Here is a 20,042-nt window from a genome sequence, read left to right on the forward strand (position 1 = left end):
CAAATTGTGAACATGCTATGAACGGGTTAGTTTTAATCAAATCCGCCGGAGGCTAGTACTTCTTCACTACCACTACCTATTATTGTGCCAAACTTATTAACCTAAGTAAACTTTTGTTTTATAAAAATAATATTAACGAATGGTTATTAAGTAATTTAGAATTATTCTAATCTGAGTATAACAAAATATTTATCAAAATTCAACGTATTAAGTTATGTCATGATATTTTCCTACTAAAAAAAGATGTTTTGAAAACCGATAAATCGATTTAATTCAAAACATCTTTCGTAGAAATCATTCGGGTATGTACATCCTCTACATTCTTTTTTGTATTTCATTCCAAGCTTGATCAAATCCAAGTCCTAATTCAGAAGAAAAAACAATAATCGGATCATTAGGATCCATATCCAACGTTTCTTTAACTACCTTTTTATGCTTGTCCCATTTCCCTTTAGGAATTTTATCAGCCTTTGTAGCAATAACGATAGTTGGTATGTTGTAATGCTTTAAAAAGTCATACATCATACAATCATCATTGGTTGGGACATGCCTTAAATCTACAATTAATATTACAGCACGTAAAACATTACGCGCTGTAATATATCGTTCAATCATTTCTCCCCATGCTTGTCGGTCTGATTTTGAAACTTTTGCATAACCATAGCCAGGAACATCAACAAAAAACAATTTTTCCTCAATCTTATAAAAATTTAAAGTTTGAGTCTTACCTGGCTTAGATGACGTTCGAGCTAAGGCTTTTCGCCCAATCATTTTATTTATAAATGATGATTTTCCAACGTTAGACCTGCCTGCTAATGCAAATTCAGGAAGGTCATCAATTGGATACTGTTCTGGTTTTACAGCACTAATCACCATTTCAACATTATTTACTTTCATTTTTGAAACCTCCAACTAGTGCTATATTAAGCACTTCGTCAGCAGAAGATACAGGTTTAAAAGTTAGCTGTTCACGAATACTTTCTGGAATGTCATCAATATCGCGAATATTATCTTTTGGAATAATAATTGTTGTTAAACCAGCTCTGTGTGCACCAAGAGATTTTTCTTTTAGCCCACCAATTGGCAAGACTCTTCCGCGCAATGTGATTTCACCCGTCATACCAACTTCCCTTTTAATAGGTGTGTTTGTAATTGCTGAAACTAAAGCGGTACACATTGTAATACCTGCGGATGGTCCATCTTTTGGAACTGCACCTTCTGGGACGTGAATGTGAATATCATTTTCATCAAAATAGTTGTTATCAATTCCTAACTGGCTAGATAACGAACGAACATAGGATAATGCCGTTTGAGCAGATTCTTTCATTACTTCTCCAAGTTTTCCTGTTAGGAGAATCTTTCCTTTACCAGGAGTTAATGATACTTCAATTTGTAATGTATCGCCGCCAACAGTTGTGTAAGCAAGCCCTGTTGCTACACCAATTTGATTTTCTGTTTCTGCTTGACCGTAATGGAATTTATATTTCCCTAACATTTCTATTAATACTTTTTGGTTAACTGTCACACGTTTTTTATCGCCTGAAACAATTACTTTTGCTGCTTTACGACAGAGCGTAGCAATTTGGCGTTGTAAATTACGAACTCCTGCTTCTCGAGTATAGTAACGGATTAGGTCAACGATTGATTCATCTTTAATAATAAATTGTGACTTTTTCAATCCATTTTCTTCAATTTGCTTTGGTATTAAATGATTTTTTGCTATTTGGGTTTTTTCCATCTCTGTATACCCAGCAATCGATATTACTTCCATACGGTCTAAAAGCGGACCAGGAATTGTACTTAAATCATTAGCCGTTGCAAGAAACATGACTTGAGACAAATTGTATGATTCTTCAATATAATGATCACTAAAATTGTGGTTTTGTTCAGGATCTAGTACTTCTAGCATTGCCGCAGAAGGATCCCCTCTAAAATCATTAGACATTTTGTCAATCTCATCTAGTAAGAATACAGGGTTGATTGTTCCAGCTTTCTTCATGCCTTGGATAATACGTCCTGGCATAGCACCAACGTAAGTACGTCTGTGACCACGGATTTCTGATTCATCCCTTACACCACCAAGTGAAACACGTACAAATTTACGGTTCAAACTTTCTGCAACTGAACGTGCTAATGACGTTTTCCCTACTCCAGGTGGTCCTACTAAACAAAGTATTGGTCCACGTACTGACTGAGTTAATTGACGTACCGATAAATACTCTAGAATACGTTCTTTAACTTTTTCTAAACCATCATGGTCTCGATTTAATATATCTTCTGCATGCTTTATATCAAGTCGATCTGTAGTAGCTTCTGTCCATGGAATAGAAACTAGCCATTCAATATAGTTACGAATTACACCACTTTCTGCACTTGCAGCCGGTAATTTTTCGTAACGATCCAATTCTTTAAAGGCAACTTTTTGTGTAGATTCTGGCATTCCAGAGCTTTCAATTCTTTTACGAAGATCGGCTATTTCCCCAGTTTTCCCTTCACGGTCACCTAGTTCAGATTGGATTGCTTTCATTTGTTCACGTAGATAGTACTCTTTTTGAGTACGTTCCATTGCCTGCTTTACTTTTGAATTGATTTTCTTTTCAAGGTTTAAAACCTCTTGCTCATCATGTAAACGAATAATGAGATGATCTAATCGCTTTTTAATATTGTAGATGCTTAATATTTCTTGTTTTTCTGCAATTTTTAACGGTAAATGTGATGCTATTACATCCGCCAGTCTACCTGGTTCATCGATATCTGTAACGGAATCAATTGTCTCTGTAGTAATTTTGTTAGAAGACTTAGCATACTTTTCAAAATAACCTAATAATGTACGCATTAACGCTTCTGTCTCTGCATCTTTAGTTGTTGGATCTTCTTGTACTTCAACACTAACCGTTGTGAAGTTTTTTTCCTCAGAATAACTTTTTATTTCTCCTCGGCTAATTCCCTCAACTAAAATTCGCAAAGTACCATTTGGAAGCTTTAGCATTTGTTTTACATTTACTAAAGTACCAATTGTATATAAATCTTCTTTCTCTGGTGATTCAATTCGTAAATCTTTTTGAGTTGCTAAAAATATTTGGTTATCATTTAGCATAGCGTACTCTAATGCTGCAACTGACCTCGCTCTACCTACATCAATATGTAAAACCATTGAAGGGTAAACTAATAATCCACGCAAAGGCAATAAAGGTTTATTCTCTAATCTTTTGCTCATGCGCGTTTCACCTCCATCTATTTTCTCCGAAACATTTCGCACACTTAGTATGTGAAAAAAACATAACATTTCTCTAGGCTTATTGTTAGCAATTTTTAGAGTGTACATGTACAAAAAGCCATAACTTTTTATGTATAATGGTAAATTTCTAATAAATGTTATGAAAACTGTAGTTTTTTGTTAGAAAAAGCTGACTTACGACCATTACACGTAAAAACGCATATTGCGAAGTCAGCTTCCATATTTACTACCATTGATGTTAGTTCTTAGTTGCTATTTATGCTGAAGTTTTTTCATTAAAATTTTTTAGCTCAGAACCATCTTTCAAGAACAATTTAGGTGCTTTTTTATTTAAAATTGTGTCTTCCGTAATAACACACTTCACGATATCATCACGCGATGGTAATTCGAACATCATTTCTAACATTGTAGATTCAATAATCGATCTTAAACCACGTGCACCTGTTTTACGTTCAATTGCTTCTTTCGAAATAGCAGCTAAAGCAGAATCGTCAAATTCAAGCTCAACTTTGTCGAGCTCAAGCATTTTTTGATACTGTTTAACTAATGCATTTTTAGGTTCAGTTAGTATACGAACTAGTGCTTCCTCGTCTAATTGCTCAAGAGATGCTAAAACTGGAAGACGTCCAATAAACTCAGGGATTAAGCCGAATTTAAGTAAATCTTCTGGTATTAGATGAGCTAATACGGACTCATTTTCGTCAACTTTTGAAGTAGTTGAACCAAATCCAATTACTTTTTGACCTTGTCTGCGTTTAATAATCTGTTCAATACCATCAAACGCCCCACCAACGATGAATAAAATGTTCGTTGTATCAATTTGTAAAAATTCCTGATGAGGATGCTTACGCCCACCTTGTGGAGGTACGCTTGCAACAGTACCTTCAAGAATTTTTAATAATGCTTGCTGAACACCTTCACCAGATACATCACGTGTAATCGATGGGTTTTCAGATTTACGTGCTACTTTATCGATTTCATCAATATAAATAATTCCTTTTTCAGCACGTTCAATATCATAGTCTGCAGCTTGGATTAGTTTTAATAAGATGTTTTCTACATCTTCCCCAACATATCCAGCTTCCGTAAGTGATGTTGCATCTGCGATAGCAAATGGTACATTTAGTATTCGTGCAAGTGTTTGAGCAAGTAATGTTTTACCGCTACCAGTAGGTCCTATTAATACAATATTTGACTTCGATAATTCTACATCATCAATTTTACTGTTTGAATTTATACGTTTATAGTGATTATATACAGCGACTGAAAGTGCTTTCTTTGCACGTTCTTGTCCAATAACATATTCATCTAAGATTGATAATATTTCTTTTGGTTTTGGAATATCTTGAAATTCAATTTCTTCTTCCACACCAAGTTCTTCAACGACAATTTCAGAGCAAAGCTCGATACATTCATCACAAATATAAACACCAGGTCCTGCAACTAATTTTCTAACTTGTTCTTGAGGTTTACCACAGAACGAGCATTTTAAATTGCCTTTTTCATCATTAAATTTAAACAATTTGCTTCACCCCTATTCAAGCAACTATCTTACAAGATTCTGTTATCTTTATCAAATAAGTTGTCTTTATTTATGTTATGCAGCAAATAACTACTAACATATTTATGTATAAAAGAAAAATTTTATATGTTATAAAACAAGGCACGGGAATACCGTACCTTGTTATTTTCCACTTATTTTACCAAATAGTGAAATATTATTCAGTAATTTTTGCGTTTTCAACTAAAAATTCTACTGTTTTTTGAGTACGAACATCGTTCTCTAAAATTTCTGTAGTTCCACCTAAAGCTGTTAAGATTTGGTCTTTAGACATACCGAATTGAGCACCCATTTTTTCAAGTTCTGCATCGATATCTTCTTGACCTACTTCAATACCTTCTGCTTTAGCAATTGCTTCTAAAGTTAATGAAATACGAACGCGTTTTTCTGCATCTGGACGCATTTGTTCATGTAATGCATGCTCATCTTGACCAGAGAATTGATAGTAAAGATCAAGTGTCATACCTTGCATTTGTAAACGTTGACCAAACTCATCGATCATTCGGTGAATTTCGTTATGAGTCATTGCTTCTGGAATATCCATTTCAGCATTTTCTGCTGCTTTTTCAACTAATTCGTCACGTAAAGTAGCTTCTGCTTCTGATTTCTTTTGTTCAGCAGCTTGTTCTTTTAGTTTTGCACGTAATGCATCTAAAGATTCTACTTCTGGATCGATTTCTTTTGCGAATTCATCGTTAAGTTCTGGTAAAACTTTAGTTTTAACTTCTTTCACAGTTACTTTAAAAGTAGCTTCTTTACCAGCAAGTTCTGCTGCATGGTATTCTTCTGGGAATGTTACAACTACATCTTTAGCTTCGCCAGTTTTTAAGCCTACTAATTGTTCTTCAAATCCAGGAATGAATGAACCTGAACCGATTTCTAGTGGATAGTCTTCACCTTTACCACCTTCAAATGCTTCATCTCCAACGAAACCTTCGAAGTCGATAACAGCAGTATCACCTTCAACAATTGCTTCGTCTTCTTTAATTTCTAACTCAGCTTTACGAGCTAATTGAGATTGAATTTGTTCTTCAATTTCTTCGTCAGTTACTTCTGAACTTGCTTTAGTAACTTCTAAACCTTTATATTCACCAAGTTTAGGTTCTGGTTTAACTGTAACAGTTGCAGTAAATGTAAATGCTTCACCTTTTGCAAAAGATTCAGTTCCATCGATTTGTGGGTAATCTACTGGAACAATTCCAGCTTCATCGATTGCATTAGAATATGCATCTGGAACTAAAATTTCAAGAGCATCTTGGTATAATGCTTCTACACCAAAGCGTTTTTCGAAAAGTTGACGTGGCATTTTCCCTTTACGGAAACCAGGTACGTTAATTTCCTTTACAACTTTAGCAAAAGCTTTATCGATTGCTTTATTTACTTCTTCTGCTGGCACTTCAATTGTTAATACGCCAGAATTTCCTTCTTGTTTTTCCCATTTTGCTGACATATATAAATACCTCCAAAATTAGATTACAGTTTGACAAACATCTCGTTTTACCCCGCAATAACGGGCAGTAAATATCCCACTATGGATTTAAAGTTAGCGAATTGGGTCTACGGCAATTTAACTGCCTTTAAAGGTCCAATTGGTACAACTAACCATCCAAGTGGTTGAAACTCCTCGAATGGAAGTTTCAATTTATACGATTTGACAACCATTTTAGTATAACATAGTCTTCGATAGTTTCAACTTTTTTCATACTCCTCGTAGTTCTGTTATTTCTTCTAACTTTTGCAAAAAATCAATTAGCTCATAGTCTACTTCCTGAACACTTCCAAACATTAAACTGACAAAATCTATATAAGCATAAGCAATATCTTCTGATTCATAGTCGAGCCATTCAAATGGATAGTTAGCTATTGCATGTTTAGAAATCAAATATTCTACCATTTCAAGTTTTGAAGGCTCTTGTTCTAATCGATCAATAACAATCGATAAAACCTGCTGGTATTTTGGTAACTTTGTTGGTAATAAAAGTTTAGATGGGTTCACTTCCATTGTTCGTTGAAATTTACTAATTGTTAGAGTCACATTAACTTCTTGTTCTACAAGTAATATTAAAATTAAACTTTTTACAAATGGATGAGTCCATTCATGTTCAACAATGTCTTTCAAATTCTCAACAATTGGTCTTATATTTGACTCAGTTAATTCTTGAATTAGTAGTAACTGCTGATTAGACGTTAGAGATTGGAAATGGTTCAGTTCGAATTTTTCAGTTTCCTGTACCTCATCTGAAAAAGCTACTTCTTGGAAATGCTCACTGGATCCTACAATATTTGCATTTATATTTTTCAATCGCTCAAATTTATCAACTTGACTTGCAGGAATTGCTCCTTCTTCTAATAATGAAGAAATAATTGTTTCAACCTGTCTGTATTCTTTTAATTGCATAAGAATCGTTAAATACAATTCCATCACTTCTAAATACATAGTAGGTCCTATACTTAAAAGTTGGTCACATACTTCTTTCGCTTTTTCAAAAGCTTTAGATTCATACAATGAATACGCATACACACTTAACGTTAGATCATCGCCTTCTGTATATTGTAAAGCTTCTTGAAAGTGTTGATTTGCAAGGTCAAACTGATGGTTTTCTACATATTGATGAGCCGTTGAAATTAATCTATCAACTGTCCCAGGGAACACGACGACATTTTCATACTTTTGTATTTTCTTTTTCTTCTTTTTCAATGCCATCACCCCAAATCGAAACTTTTTGAAATAATATCCATAACAATTGTCATTCTAACGTTATTTTCATATCGTAACAATACTTTTTTTTGAAGTAGTACACTATGTAAACAGTTATTAATCAATGTTACCAGTGAAATGAAAATTTAATCTCTATATAAAATATTTAGATGGAGTGGCGTATTAGGGAGGCTGTGAAAAGATAGTTCAGTTCGTTTTATGTGTGTGAAATGTCTTGTTGTTTTATTATTATAAGCGACACTTCAAGCAGCTTTTCCTTGGTAAAATGTCTTTCATCACCCCTATGAACGACATTTCAAACACGTTTCCTCGGTCAAATGTCTTTCATTACCCCTATGAACGACATTTCAAACTCGTTTCCTCCGTAAAGTGAGTTTAAATATTCTAAACAGCAAAGAACAGAGCATCTCGCATGGAGAATGCTCTGTTCTTATCAATTTATGAAGCAGTTTTTAATAGTCTTGGTGCACTTGTAAATATAAATGAACCGACGATTGCAGTTAGAATTATTGCAGGGATCATGTAGGAACTATTATAGCTTAGTGTGTATATCCAAACGTTTTGATCTCCAGCGTATTCATAGAAGAAGATGGCTCCCGCAAGTGAGTGTGCAGCAAAACGAAGTAGTCCCCCGATAACAATTCCTAAAACAATATATATACTAAGTTTTTTCTTGTTTAACGATTTAGCCGCTTCAATAATTTGGTATCGGAAAAGTCCAGCTAAACCAACGACAGTGAAGGCAATTACATAGTCGAGTAACGCTTGCGCCCAATGCAAAATATAGGCACCTAAAGCCATTTGCAATACTCCGATTAACAATCCTGTTGTAAGTCCTGCAACTAGGCCCCAACGAACAGCCATAATTAATATTGGTAACATGACAAAGCTAATGGAACCACCTTGTGGCCATAATGAAAATGAAATTTTGTCTAACACTAGACCGACTGCCACAAATATAGCAATCTCCACAAGCATAAGTAATCTTAATTTGTTCATAACAATTCTCCTCTCTTTTATTCTGATGTAGAACATTTGAGAAGGAATAAAAACCGGTACTTAAATCAAAAAGAAAAAAATGACATCAGGACAGAGCCTGACGCCATTTTGGAGTCGGTTTCTATCCACATCCCTACGCAAGTACTAACTTACAGGTTCAAAGGGTTAGCGCAATTACGTGCGCAATCTCAGCTGACTTCATCAGCTCCCCCTGTGGGTCATACATCAAGTTATTTTTGTTCGAACACTTTTATTCTAGCAAATTATTACTTTTATTCAACTATTTTGTACTAATCATTCTTTTAATAAATTCAGGTTTTCATATACTCGTTTGTTTTCTATTATTTTTATCAAAAAACTACCTTGCAGATCATTAAGACCAATAAGGTAGTATCATTCTTCATTTCACTTCACTTGCTAATTTCTGTATTAAATTTGGCAACCATTCATTTAAATGAAGAAACTCATAACCTGCTTCAAAAGCTTTTTGTGGACTCATAAACCAATCTTTTGGTACACCAAATGGTGAACGACTTTCATCATCACCTACTAGTGTTATTTTCGCTTTTTTCCCAGTTGCATCTTCAATCAATTTAATTAACTCTTGCATTGAGTAAGAACCTGAAGAAGTTGCATTGTATGGTCCATCGATGTTAGAAATTCCAGCAAATCTTAGGAATCCTGCAGCATCGTCCGATAATATATAGGACATTCTAGCATTCATATTTGCAAAACCAATAACCTTTTCGTTTGCTACTCGTTCAATGTGGAAATGTAAACGTTTCGTATAGTCGTCTTCACCGAGGACAATTGGGAATCGAACAGCGACTACAGGAAACGACGCTTTCTGGAAGAAAACTGCTTCTGCTAAACGTTTTCCTTCACCGTAAGAAAAATCCTCTACGTCGCCATATCTAATTTCATATTCGTACGGATTAAAATCATCTTCAATTAGATCTGCGCCTAATTGTTGATCCAATGTTGAAAGTGTTGACGTTAAAATATATTTTTTCGTTTTCCCATCAAATATCTCACAGGCAGCTAACGCTTCGTTTGGTGAAAAACATATATTATCGTATATAACGTCCCAATTTTCTTCTCCTACTGCAAGTTTCAATGAATTTGTATCTTTACGATCAACCTTTACTTGTTTTACTTGTGTACCGAAAGTATGTTGAACATTCCCCCGTGTAGCAATCGTCACATCATGTCCTTCTTCTACAAGAAGTTGTACTAATTTCTTCCCAAAAAACCTAGTCCCACCTAGTACTAAAATCTTCATGTGTATCCCCCTTAATCAAGTGCACCAGCTAGCTGGCGGTACAATAAAAGATCGCGAAATCAAAGTTAAACTTCCTGCATACTGGCTGTAATTACTGTTATTCGGCCGGAATCTGTTTTTAACCGTATAGGGATATTACCTTCGCCAAACACAAAGCTTTTTCCTTTTTCTCCGTATACAGAAATTCTTCCAAAGTCAGATTTCGCTGTTAAAGTAGCGTTTTCAATTTTTTCATCTGTTTTCAATGTAAGACTTCCATTATCTGATTTGAACACGATTGGTTTAGTGATTGTTGGAATATATCCTTCAATTCGACCGTTATCAGTAGTTGCGTGTATTTCACCAAGTACTTCATTTAATTCTATTCTTCCATTGTCTGTTGAGAACTCAAACTTTTCTGCTTTCGAATTTTTTGCTGCGATTCGACCATTATCTGTTGAAAACACTCCATTTGTTACATTGCATTTTTCAATTTCAATTCTGCCATTATCTGTTTCAGCCTTCATTTTACTAGCTAATAGCGATTTCAAAATAATTTTCCCATTATCAGTTTCTAAGTACATCGATTTAGCCTGTTGCTCAGCCATTTGAATTTTTCCATTATCATTTTTAATCATAATTTGTTCATACAATTTTTGAGGGAGCTGAATAATTACGTGTACATCTGATGAGAAATTAACGTTAATTTGTATAAAGAAAAACTTTTTCACCGCATTTTCACGACTAATGCGAATTTTTAATGTATCATTTACAACATCCATTTTTGTAGTAGTTTTTCCATCTTTATCTCTTACATTAATATACGGCTTATCGTCTTTTGAAGGGATAATCGTTAAATCTGCAGAATCAGAAACAATGTCAACATTTCTAAAAGTTGGTACATTAATTGGTTCCATATCCACCGTTGTTTCAGTAGGTGGTTCGGCATATGCCTCTAACAATTCATCCGCTAATAAATCTACAGGACCAAGGGCTTCAATAATTTCTACATCTGTTTTACCTTCTGCTCTTGCACTCGCAAAATGTTCTCGAAAATCTCGAATAATATCCTTTTTTTCATCTTCACTTAAAGAACTTAACCCTTGTTCAAGTTGTATATAGAATTTTTCCTCTGTCATGACCTTTCCTCCCCATCAATTAATTCATTGACCCCTTTTATAAAATTCTTCCAATCAGTCTCTAGTTCCTTTAAATTTTGTCTACCCAATTCCGTAATTTGATAGTATTTTCTTGGTGGTCCTTCTGTTGATTCTTTTAAATAGGTAGTAAAATAACCTTCTTTCGTAAGCCTTCTTAAAAGTGGATATACAGATCCCTCAGAAATTTCAATCTGATTTGAAATTGCTTGAACCAATTCATAGCCATACATATCTTGCCGTTCTACCAAAGCAAGCACACACAAATTTAATACACCTTTCTTAAATTGAACGTTCAAATACCACACCTTCCTCACTACTAATCATTATATAGTAGTGTAACATAACGGTACTATTCATTGCAAGGTACTAGTTTATTTTCAGTATCAAGCAAACTAATTATTTTATCAATTTGTGCTAAAGTTAGATTATCGTTTTATTAATAACGGGAGGTCTATTAATGAATCATTTTCAAAATAAAGTTGTTGTTATAACAGGTGCAGCACAAGGTATTGGAAAAGAAGTTGCAAGACAATATGCAAAGCATGGGGCAAAAGTAGTTTTAGCTGATATTAATGAAGAACTTGGTCTTAAAACACGAAAAGAAATTAGCATAGAACATGATTCTATTATATTTGTACCTACAGATGTCCGACTTGAAACAGATGTCATCCACCTAATGGATAAAGCTGTTCAAGACTTTGGTAAAATTGATATCTTAATTAATAACGCAGGTATTTTCCACCCCGGATCACTTTATGACCTTTCACTGGAAGTATGGGACAATGTCATTAATACAAATTTAAGAAGTGTATTTTTATGTTCGAAAGAAGCAGCTAAATTTATGAAATTAAATTCAAATGGTGGTTCCATCATATCCATGGCATCTACACGTGCATTTATGTCTGAACCTAATACAGAGTCCTATGCTGCAACAAAAGGCGGGATTATCGCCCTTACCCATGCACTAGCAAGTTCATTAGCACCTGATCGTATTAGAGTGAATTGTATTTCCCCAGGTTGGATTGAAACTGGTGATTACGAACAACTAAGAGAGATTGACCATGAACAGCATTTTTCTCGCAGAGTTGGAAAGCCTGATGATATTGCAAGGGCATGTTTATATTTGACAGATGAAGGAAATGATTTTGTTACAGGAATCAATTTAACTGTAGATGGCGGAATGACAAAGAAAATGATCTATGAGGATTAATATAGTCTCATTAAAGAAAATAAATAATTCGAACTAATTGTAGCTATCCAATATTTAGTATACTTATATTAGAAAAAGTATCTAGAACACTTGCGTATCAACTTTTTAAAGATTGGAAGTGTTTTTTATGGAAGATTTATTCGCTACATTAATAGGATTTTTTGTTGTAGGGGGGATTATTTTACTTTTCACTATGTGGATTGTAACACTTATCCGGCTAATTATCGGAAAAAGTAAAGCCTTTAAATATTGGTTAAGTTTGACCCCTGAAAAAAGAAAAAACAATCGAAAAATGAATAGAACAGTTAAGCGGATTAAAGGTAAATCTAAGTATGGTTCAAGTTACGGGGATGGCGGATCTGGTGCTACTTACTATTCAAGTGGTGATAGTGAAAGTGGCGGAGACGGCGGTGGTGGTTGCGACTAATATATTGCTTTTGGAATCTTAGGAGGATAACGATGAAAATTATTAAATATGGAGTTCTAATTATGCTTGCACTCGGTTTATCTGCTTGTAGTTTTAACACAGAAGATTCACCTATTAAAGATATTACTGATGCAGTATCCGAAACTGTAACTACTACAACTGGCATTTTAGATGGTGCTGGTGAAGTTTTCACATATGTTCAAAATACTCAAAGTACTTTTGGAGAAATTATGAATCTTAGTGGTCAGTGGACAGAAGCATTCAACGCAGTAACAAATGGCGAAATGACAAATGCAGAGCTAACATCAATCGTAACAAACGAGATTCTACCTGCGAACGAAGATTTAATGACGCAAATTAAAAATTTCACACCACCTAATGAAGCTACTACTATCATCAATGATCTATTAGTAAATGCAGTGACAACTCAACAGGAAGCATTATTAAACGCAATCAATGGTATTCAAAATGGGGATGTATCTGTACTCAATTCAGCAAATCAAATGATTTCAGAAATTAAAGGTTTTGAAGGCCAATTTACAAACATGATTCAAAATATTATTACCGAATACGGATTTTAATTAGAAAAACACATCTCGACCCAAATTAATGAACAAAGCCTAAGAGCGCCACTTATCGTGGAAAATGCTACTTATTCCCGAAAACTCCACTTGTCGCCTAGAACGCTACGTCCTGTAGCAGCAGCGACATGACCAACTTCCTGTTGGCCTCTTTGGCATTGAATGCATGACCGACTTCCTGTCGACCCTCGTGTTGGCCTGAGATGATGTCTTTTCATATGCGGATTTCCTTAAAAACTTATACTTTCATATCCGCTAAATAAAACTCCAATGTTTAAGATTGGTCCCTCGCCAAATCTCACATTGGAGTTCTTAATTAACAATAAAGGTATATTGCAAAATACATAAACACGCTTCCACCCATTACAAAAACGTGCCATATCGCGTGATTATATGGAATCTTATTATTTTTATAAAAATAAGTTCCAACTGTGTAGCTTAGCCCTCCTGCAAGCAACAGCAGAACCCCATTTATTGTAAGGTAATTCAGTACTGGTTGATAGACAAAAACAACTAACCAACCCATTCCGATATAAACAAGTAATGAAACTCTTTTAAAACGGTGTACAAAAAACTGCTTAAGTATTATTCCAATAGCAGCTAAACCCCACTCTGTACCTACAAGTATCCAGCCAGTCGAACCACCTATGGCAATTAATGCGACTGGAGTATATGTACCTGCAATTAAAAGAAAGATTGAGCTATGATCTAGTTTTTTTAGTAAATTTTTATTAGTTGGTAGGCAATGATAGAGTGTTGAAGCTAAGTATAGGAGAAACATTGACAGTCCAAATATGATGTAACTAACGAGTGCTACATTTGATTGGTTACTAAATGCCTTTTCTACTAAAATAATTGTTGCTGGTATTGCTAAAATTGCACCAACACCATGTGTCAAAGCATTCCAAAACTCCTCTTTTTTACTATAAGTACTTTTTAAAGCTACATATTGAGCCATCTTCTTCACCTCTTTCTTTAGTATGTCAAAAAATCTCAAAAAAATATAGAGCGAGATGTAATGAATAAATTATGTTAAATGTCATATTCGATATCAATTTTTATTACTCTTAAATATATAGAACCCTATTAAAATAATTATAAATAGTAGTATTGAGATTAAAGTTATATTTAGAAAATGATTATTCATTTGGTTATCTTCATCCACTTGAACTTTTTCAGTTGGAGGTGCCCCTTGCCCGAGTTCGTTTAGATCTGTACTTGCATTTGCCAAAGGTGCTGTTCTAGAACATAGGTTTACTTGATAGTATCCTTCTTCGCCATTAGTATAGATTAAATACTCCTCATTTAAAGCAAATGTATATCCACAACTAGCAGAATCTCGTGATGTTTTTACCACAACATCTGAAACGCTTATTCCCTTCCATGTCTCGATAACTTGAAAATGAATTTCCAGTGGATCAGCAGATGATTTGAATATTACATTTTTATTATTATCAACAATCTTAACAACTTTACCCGAGAATACCGCGCTACTTTTATTTAATTCTTCACTTGGGGAGCCAGGTTGAGCACAAGAACATGCATATGTTACTGACACTGAATTAACGAAAACAAAGATTAACATGATAGTAAAAACAATTATTAACTTTAATATTTTCAAGATTCATCCCCTCCTTTTATGAATCCGACTACAATACCTTTAAAAAGTTACATAATGATATTTTTTTGAATGTAAAAACTCCAATTACTTATAATTGGAGTTTGAATAAGTGGACTATTAAAAATTAAGAACGTACAACAAGAACATCATATTTTGCTTGTCGTACAATTCGTTCTGCAACAGAACCGATGAGCATTTTTTCGATGGCATTATAACCAGTGGCACCACAGATAATTAAGTCTACATCAAGCAATTGAGTGAGGATTGTTTTTGTGGAACCTTCTCCAACGAACACTTCAACATTTTTTACTCCAGCAGCTTTTGCTTCATTTTTATAATTTTCTATATCTGAAACGCTTTTTTCTTTCAATTTTTCTGCATATTTCAAATCATAGGCTGCAATCGATCCAAAAGATTTTGTATCAACCACATGTGCTAATTGTAAAGTAGCGTCATTTTCAATGGCTATGTTTATTGCACGATGAAAAGCTCTTTTGGATTGGTCAGAAAAGTCAATAGCTACTGCAATTTTTTTATATGACATAATAATCCTCCTTTTAAATACTTTAATTATATCAATATCCAGGTGCTTCTTGCATTATTTTACATCACCATTAACAGATTAAAATAGTATTAAACACTTTATTTGCATAAAAAAAGCGCAGTTTTACCTGCACTTCATTCACCAATTTAATGCGAATTAGACATTTTAATGTACTAATTCCTTTGCAAAAAGACTTCCTACAGCTGTTATTGTTGTGGCTAAGTCTTTTCGATAATGAGGATGTTTTTCATTTAAACTATTTACACTTACTTCGTTACCACCTAGTGAAGAATGAACATATAGATCATCACCCATATACATAGCTATATGTCCAGGGAAATACAATAAATCCCCCTTTTGAATTTGTTCAAGTGTAATTTGTTTAATTGGGAAACCATCAACAATCTTGGCATCTCGGTAAATCAAGACACCATTTAACATATAAGCCATTGAACAGAGTCCAGAACAATCGATACCTAAAGGTGATTTACCACCCCAACGATATGGTGTGGTTAAATAACTTAATGCTGTTTGGACAACATTTTCTCTAAATTCTTCTTCTGAAACTGTATCGGCAATCGCATGTTGGATCCAATAGGATCTAGTATATCCAACATCACCAGATGCTAATTTTACTTTTGACCACTCTTGATTTAGGTCATTTTCTTCTACCACTATTACGACAGATCCTTTAACTAAAGTAGCGATTTTTGTACTTTGAATTTTAGGTCCTACCAGAATGTCAGCAAAGTTTTGGATAATGACGTTATTTGCTTCCCCTTGCCATTGACTAGCCTTTGCATCATCAATTATTAACTTTTCCTTCAAACAATATCCTTCATAACGATATGCAGTTTGAACTCGTACCCATAATTCATCGCAAAATTCCAAAATATTCACAGTCATCCCATAAAGTATTTCATCGACTAATTCCGAAGTTGTATCTGGCTTTCCATGTAAATTCACAATCATGTCATTTACAATTGCTTTCATATTGAAGACCTCCTTTCATTAGATCCAAAATATTCATAAGCGATTTTTGAAATGCGCCCAATAAGTCTTTTTCCAGCTTCAACGTCACTTAATTGAGTAGTAAAAACACCTATGATGTAATCCTTGGAATCGAGATAAACAATTCCTGTATCATGAAATACCGAATCAAGACTTCCTGTTTTATGCGCCATCTGAACGTCACCAGAAATGTATCTCTTTAATCCTTCATGAACTCTTTGTCTACTTAATATATCTAGTACTAGGTTGCTATATTGCTCTGATAGTAAAGTTTGTTCATATATACTTGTGAAAAGATAAGCCATATCGCGAGCATTCGTTACATTGTCATACCCTTGTTGAAGTCTTTCAAAATCCATCATTTTTCGTTGTAGTTTAGTAGCCTTTAAACCGATTCTGTTAAAATAGACATTCAATTTTTCCATACCAATAAAGTCAATTAATACATTTGTAGCTGAATTATCACTTGTAATGATCATCCATACTAACAATTCATAAAGGGTACATTCGTCTAAATCTTGTTCAGTTACTACACTAAAATCAACCTTATTTTGAGAATGGATTTTAAGTTCACTGTATAATGAAAGTTTGTTTTGCTCGATATAATCTAGTACAGCAACTAAAATAGGTACCTTAATTAGACTTGCACTTGAAAAACCATCATCAAGATTTTCACTTAAAATAAATTGTTCACTTTCCATCTCTTTTAAAAATAAATGCACCTTGAAATCGACTTCTTCAACTAAAGGACGTATTTTTTCCAACAATCAGCCCACCTACTCAATGACTGTAATTTTCTTCGTATCCGCATTAAATGTAATTGTTTTCCCTAAAGGTAATGTCAATGTTGGTAAAACATGACCACAAGTAATATCCATCAATACGGGCTTTCCAACTGGTACAAGTATTTCTTCAAAGATTGTTTGTAAACGCAAGCTGTCCTCAGGTTTTTCTGGGTTTGGTGCACCACAATTTGTCCAAGCCCCTAGTAAAATTCCTGCAGCATCATCAAGTTTACCTGCTAATTTTAGTTGAGTTAACATCCGGTCTACACTACGTTCGTATTCATCAATATCTTCTAAGAATAAGATTTTTCCTTTTGTATCTATTTCAAAAGGAGTTCCAAGTGAAGCTGTAACTAATGTTAAGTTACCTCCTACAAGAATACCGGTAGCTTCACCAGGTACAAGTGTAGTCGCTTCAGTTCCCTCAGCATTTTCAAGATCGTAGTCTTTTCTTTCTGTATTCATCACTTGAGTTATGAAGGAATTCCATGTGTACTCATCCATTCCAGGTTTTATAAACTCCGTAGATGGCATTGGGGAGTGATACGTTACAAAATCGCAAAGTTGATTAAAAATAATATGAAGTGCAGTTACATCACTATATCCAGCAAATACCTTTGGATTTGCTTTGATTAACTCTAAATCTAATAATGGTGTGATTCTATGAGCACCGTATCCATCACGAATACAAAAGATGCCATCAATATTTGGGTTTCCAAACATTTCGTTCACTTCATGTGCTCTTAATTCATCATTCCCTGCTAGGTATCCATGACGTGACGAACAAGTTTCTCCAACTACGACAGAAAATCCAAGGTTTTCAATAGCATCGATTGCTTTTTGTAAATTTTCAGGGGGTGTTGGGCTTGAAGCTGCAATTAAACCAATCGTATCCCCTTTTTTTAATGCTTTAGGTATTCTCACTGGCTTACCCCCAATTTTTGTGTTTCACGGTATCGCTCAATCTCTTCTTCATTTGCAAGGACAAAATGGCCTTCTTCTACCTCAACAAAGGAAGGTGGATTTTTTTCATAGTTATGTTGAGAAGGATCATAAATTTCAACTGTTTTATTACGTTCTTTATGCGGATTTGGTTCTGGTACTGCTGATATTAGAGCACGAGTATATGGATGAATTGGATTATTAAACAATTTTTCAGTTTCAGCTAATTCAACAATATTCCCTTTGTATATAACAGCTGTCCGATCCGTTATGAATCTTACAATGGATAAGTCATGGGCGATAAATAAATACGTTAAATTGTTTTCTTGCTGTAATTTTGATAAGAGATTTAACACTTGTGCTCGGATGGAAACGTCTAATGCAGAAATTGGTTCATCAGCTATTACGAACTCCGGTTCCATTACTAAAGCACGAGCAATCCCAATCCGTTGACGCTGACCACCAGAAAACTCATGTGGGAAACGAGAAGCAAATTCTGGTAATAATCCAACTTGAAGTAGTGCATTTCGAACTTTCTCTTGTCGTTCAATCTCGTTCGAAAATTTCTTTGTGTTTACTAAACCTTCACTAATGATATAGTCTACTTTTGCACGCTCATTAAGTGATGCCATTGGATCTTGGAAAATCATTTGGATTTTTTGTGTGATTTCGCGGTCCCAATCTCTTGGAATTTTTCCATTGATTTGTTTCCCTTTAAACAAAATTTGACCACCAGTTACTTCATTAATACGCATAATGGCACGGCCAATTGTTGTTTTACCAGAACCCGATTCACCTACTAAACCAAATGTTTCACCTTTATAAATTTCGAAACTTACATCTTTAATGGCTTCAAATTGGCTTTTTCCTTTACCAAAAGTAACATTTAAATTCTTAACTTCTACTAAAATTTCTTTTTCAGCCATTTGTGTATTGTCTCCCTTCTTCGAAGAATTTTTTCAACGTTTCAGGAGGCTCTACTTTAGGCGCACTTGGGTGAAGCAACCATGTTTTTGCAAAGTGAGTTTCACTTAACTTAAAGTATGGAGGACGTTCGACGTAATCGATCTTTAATGCATAAGGATTACGTGGAGCAAAGGCATCTCCTTTAATTTCTTTAAATAGATTTGGAGGTGTCCCTTTAATCGAATATAGTACTTCACCTTTCACCCCAAGTTGAGGAAGGGAAGAAATTAATGCCCAAGTATACGGATGTTGCGCATTAAAGAAGATTTCATCAGTCTTACCTACTTCGATAATGTCACCTGCATACATAACTGCTATACGATCTGCAACTTTCGCTACAACTCCTAAATCATGGGTAATATAAATGGTAGTAAGTAAATACTTTTCTTGAAGATTTTTTAATAGCTGTAAAATTTGCGCTTGAATGGTTACGTCAAGTGCAGTTGTTGGTTCATCACAAATTAATATTTTTGGGTTACAAGCAATTGCAATTGCAATTACGATTCGTTGACGCATCCCACCAGAGAATTCGTGAGGATATTGTTTGTATCTTTTTTCTACATCATATATTCCAACATCTCTTAGTAATTGGAGAACTTTTTCATATGCTTCATTCCCTGTTAAACCTTGGTGCAGAAGAACTGCTTCTTCAATTTGTTTTCCAATTGTTTTTAATGGGTTTAAGGAAGTCATTGGGTCCTGTGTAACCATCGCAATTTCTTTCCCACGAATTTTCAACCAATCTTTTTCTGTTTTGAATTGTGATAAATCATCGTCTTTATATATGATCTTTCCTTGGTCGATATATCCGTTTTTATCGAGCAAACCCATAATTGACTTTACTAAAACTGATTTCCCAGAACCAGATTCACCTACGATTGCAAGACTTTCTCCTTTATATAAATCAAGAGAAATATCACGAATAGCAGTAAGCACTTGTCCACGTAGTTTAAATTTAATAATTAAATTTTCGATAGATAGTATTTTTGTCTTTGTTTGTGTTTCTCCCATCGTAAA

At 34.4% G+C, this 20,042-nt stretch carries 20 protein-coding genes and 1 riboswitch; of the genes, 3 read left to right on the forward strand and 17 right to left on the reverse strand.

Annotated elements, in window-relative coordinates; all coding sequences use genetic code 11:
- Positions 1-315 precede the first annotated feature (315 nt).
- From yihA to CD29_RS09530, 9 genes are all read right to left on the reverse strand, one after another.
- Complete coding sequence (gene yihA / locus CD29_RS09490; protein ID WP_036185869.1) at positions 316-897, reverse strand: ribosome biogenesis GTP-binding protein YihA/YsxC; 582 nt, start codon at positions 895-897, stop codon at positions 316-318.
- The gene (gene lon / locus CD29_RS09495; protein ID WP_036185871.1) at positions 884-3,217 is read right to left on the reverse strand and encodes an endopeptidase La; all 2,334 of its coding nucleotides are present in this window, start codon (positions 3,215-3,217) and stop codon (positions 884-886) included. Before lon ends, yihA begins: the two co-directional genes overlap by 14 nt.
- Before the next feature lie 277 nt (positions 3,218-3,494).
- A complete protein-coding gene (clpX, locus tag CD29_RS09500) occupies positions 3,495-4,760 on the reverse strand; it encodes an ATP-dependent protease ATP-binding subunit ClpX (protein ID WP_036185873.1) in 1,266 nt (421 codons plus the stop codon).
- Positions 4,761-4,956: 196 nt separating this feature from the next.
- Positions 4,957-6,249 carry a trigger factor gene (gene tig, locus CD29_RS09505; protein WP_036185875.1) on the reverse strand — a complete coding sequence of 431 codons (1,293 nt, stop codon included), beginning with the start codon at positions 6,247-6,249 and terminating at the stop codon, positions 4,957-4,959.
- 249 nt (positions 6,250-6,498) lie between these two features.
- Positions 6,499-7,497: a tetratricopeptide repeat protein gene (locus CD29_RS09510; RefSeq protein ID WP_052124101.1), complete on the reverse strand. Its 999-nt coding sequence runs from the start codon at positions 7,495-7,497 to the stop codon at positions 6,499-6,501.
- 459 nt (positions 7,498-7,956) lie between these two features.
- The gene (thiT, locus tag CD29_RS09515) at positions 7,957-8,517 is read right to left on the reverse strand and encodes an energy-coupled thiamine transporter ThiT (RefSeq protein WP_036185878.1); all 561 of its coding nucleotides are present in this window, start codon (positions 8,515-8,517) and stop codon (positions 7,957-7,959) included.
- Between the two features lie 113 nt (positions 8,518-8,630).
- A riboswitch (TPP riboswitch) is annotated at positions 8,631-8,739 on the reverse strand.
- Positions 8,740-8,917: 178 nt separating this feature from the next.
- The gene (locus tag CD29_RS09520; protein ID WP_036185880.1) at positions 8,918-9,799 is read right to left on the reverse strand and encodes an NAD-dependent epimerase/dehydratase family protein; all 882 of its coding nucleotides are present in this window, start codon (positions 9,797-9,799) and stop codon (positions 8,918-8,920) included.
- A 65-nt stretch (positions 9,800-9,864) separates the two neighbouring features.
- Positions 9,865-10,917, reverse strand: a complete 1,053-nt coding sequence (locus tag CD29_RS09525; protein WP_036185881.1) for a DUF4097 family beta strand repeat-containing protein — start codon at positions 10,915-10,917, stop codon at positions 9,865-9,867.
- Positions 10,914-11,234 carry a PadR family transcriptional regulator gene (locus CD29_RS09530; protein ID WP_036185883.1) on the reverse strand — a complete coding sequence of 107 codons (321 nt, stop codon included), beginning with the start codon at positions 11,232-11,234 and terminating at the stop codon, positions 10,914-10,916. Before CD29_RS09530 ends, CD29_RS09525 begins: the two co-directional genes overlap by 4 nt.
- A gap of 161 nt (positions 11,235-11,395) precedes the next feature.
- On the opposite strand from CD29_RS09530, the gene CD29_RS09535 reads away from it, so the two are divergent.
- The 3 genes from CD29_RS09535 to CD29_RS09545 all read left to right on the forward strand — a co-directional run bounded on the left by CD29_RS09535 (position 11,396) and on the right by CD29_RS09545 (position 13,156).
- On the forward strand, positions 11,396-12,148 hold the full coding sequence (locus tag CD29_RS09535) for an SDR family NAD(P)-dependent oxidoreductase (RefSeq protein WP_036185886.1): 753 nt from the start codon (positions 11,396-11,398) through the stop codon (positions 12,146-12,148).
- Between the two features lie 127 nt (positions 12,149-12,275).
- Positions 12,276-12,575, forward strand: a complete 300-nt coding sequence (locus CD29_RS09540) for a hypothetical protein (protein WP_036185888.1) — start codon at positions 12,276-12,278, stop codon at positions 12,573-12,575.
- A gap of 32 nt (positions 12,576-12,607) precedes the next feature.
- Complete coding sequence (locus CD29_RS09545; RefSeq protein WP_036185891.1) at positions 12,608-13,156, forward strand: hypothetical protein; 549 nt, start codon at positions 12,608-12,610, stop codon at positions 13,154-13,156.
- Between the two features lie 316 nt (positions 13,157-13,472).
- On the opposite strand, the gene trhA is transcribed toward CD29_RS09545, so the two are convergent.
- The 8 genes from trhA to CD29_RS09585 form a co-directional block, all read right to left on the reverse strand.
- Complete coding sequence (gene trhA / locus CD29_RS09550; RefSeq protein WP_036185894.1) at positions 13,473-14,114, reverse strand: PAQR family membrane homeostasis protein TrhA; 642 nt, start codon at positions 14,112-14,114, stop codon at positions 13,473-13,475.
- A gap of 93 nt (positions 14,115-14,207) precedes the next feature.
- Positions 14,208-14,777: a hypothetical protein gene (locus CD29_RS09555; protein WP_052124102.1), complete on the reverse strand. Its 570-nt coding sequence runs from the start codon at positions 14,775-14,777 to the stop codon at positions 14,208-14,210.
- A 124-nt stretch (positions 14,778-14,901) separates the two neighbouring features.
- Positions 14,902-15,321: a universal stress protein gene (locus CD29_RS09560; protein ID WP_328286483.1), complete on the reverse strand. Its 420-nt coding sequence runs from the start codon at positions 15,319-15,321 to the stop codon at positions 14,902-14,904.
- 165 nt (positions 15,322-15,486) lie between these two features.
- A complete protein-coding gene (locus tag CD29_RS09565; RefSeq protein WP_036185899.1) occupies positions 15,487-16,314 on the reverse strand; it encodes a C40 family peptidase in 828 nt (275 codons plus the stop codon).
- Positions 16,311-17,096, reverse strand: coding sequence for a serine hydrolase (locus CD29_RS09570; protein ID WP_235801814.1), 786 nt, complete (start codon positions 17,094-17,096; stop codon positions 16,311-16,313). The genes CD29_RS09565 and CD29_RS09570 overlap by 4 nt, the downstream gene beginning before the upstream one ends.
- A gap of 12 nt (positions 17,097-17,108) precedes the next feature.
- Positions 17,109-18,041, reverse strand: coding sequence for a S66 peptidase family protein (locus tag CD29_RS09575; protein ID WP_036185904.1), 933 nt, complete (start codon positions 18,039-18,041; stop codon positions 17,109-17,111).
- Positions 18,038-18,985 carry an ATP-binding cassette domain-containing protein gene (locus CD29_RS09580; RefSeq protein WP_036185906.1) on the reverse strand — a complete coding sequence of 316 codons (948 nt, stop codon included), beginning with the start codon at positions 18,983-18,985 and terminating at the stop codon, positions 18,038-18,040. The genes CD29_RS09575 and CD29_RS09580 overlap by 4 nt, the downstream gene beginning before the upstream one ends.
- A complete protein-coding gene (locus tag CD29_RS09585) occupies positions 18,978-20,036 on the reverse strand; it encodes an ABC transporter ATP-binding protein (RefSeq protein ID WP_036185907.1) in 1,059 nt (352 codons plus the stop codon). Before CD29_RS09585 ends, CD29_RS09580 begins: the two co-directional genes overlap by 8 nt.
- Positions 20,037-20,042: the final 6 nt, after the last annotated feature.

The organism is Ureibacillus manganicus DSM 26584, assembly GCF_000772945.1.
GTDB lineage: Bacteria > Bacillota > Bacilli > Bacillales_A > Planococcaceae > Ureibacillus > Ureibacillus manganicus.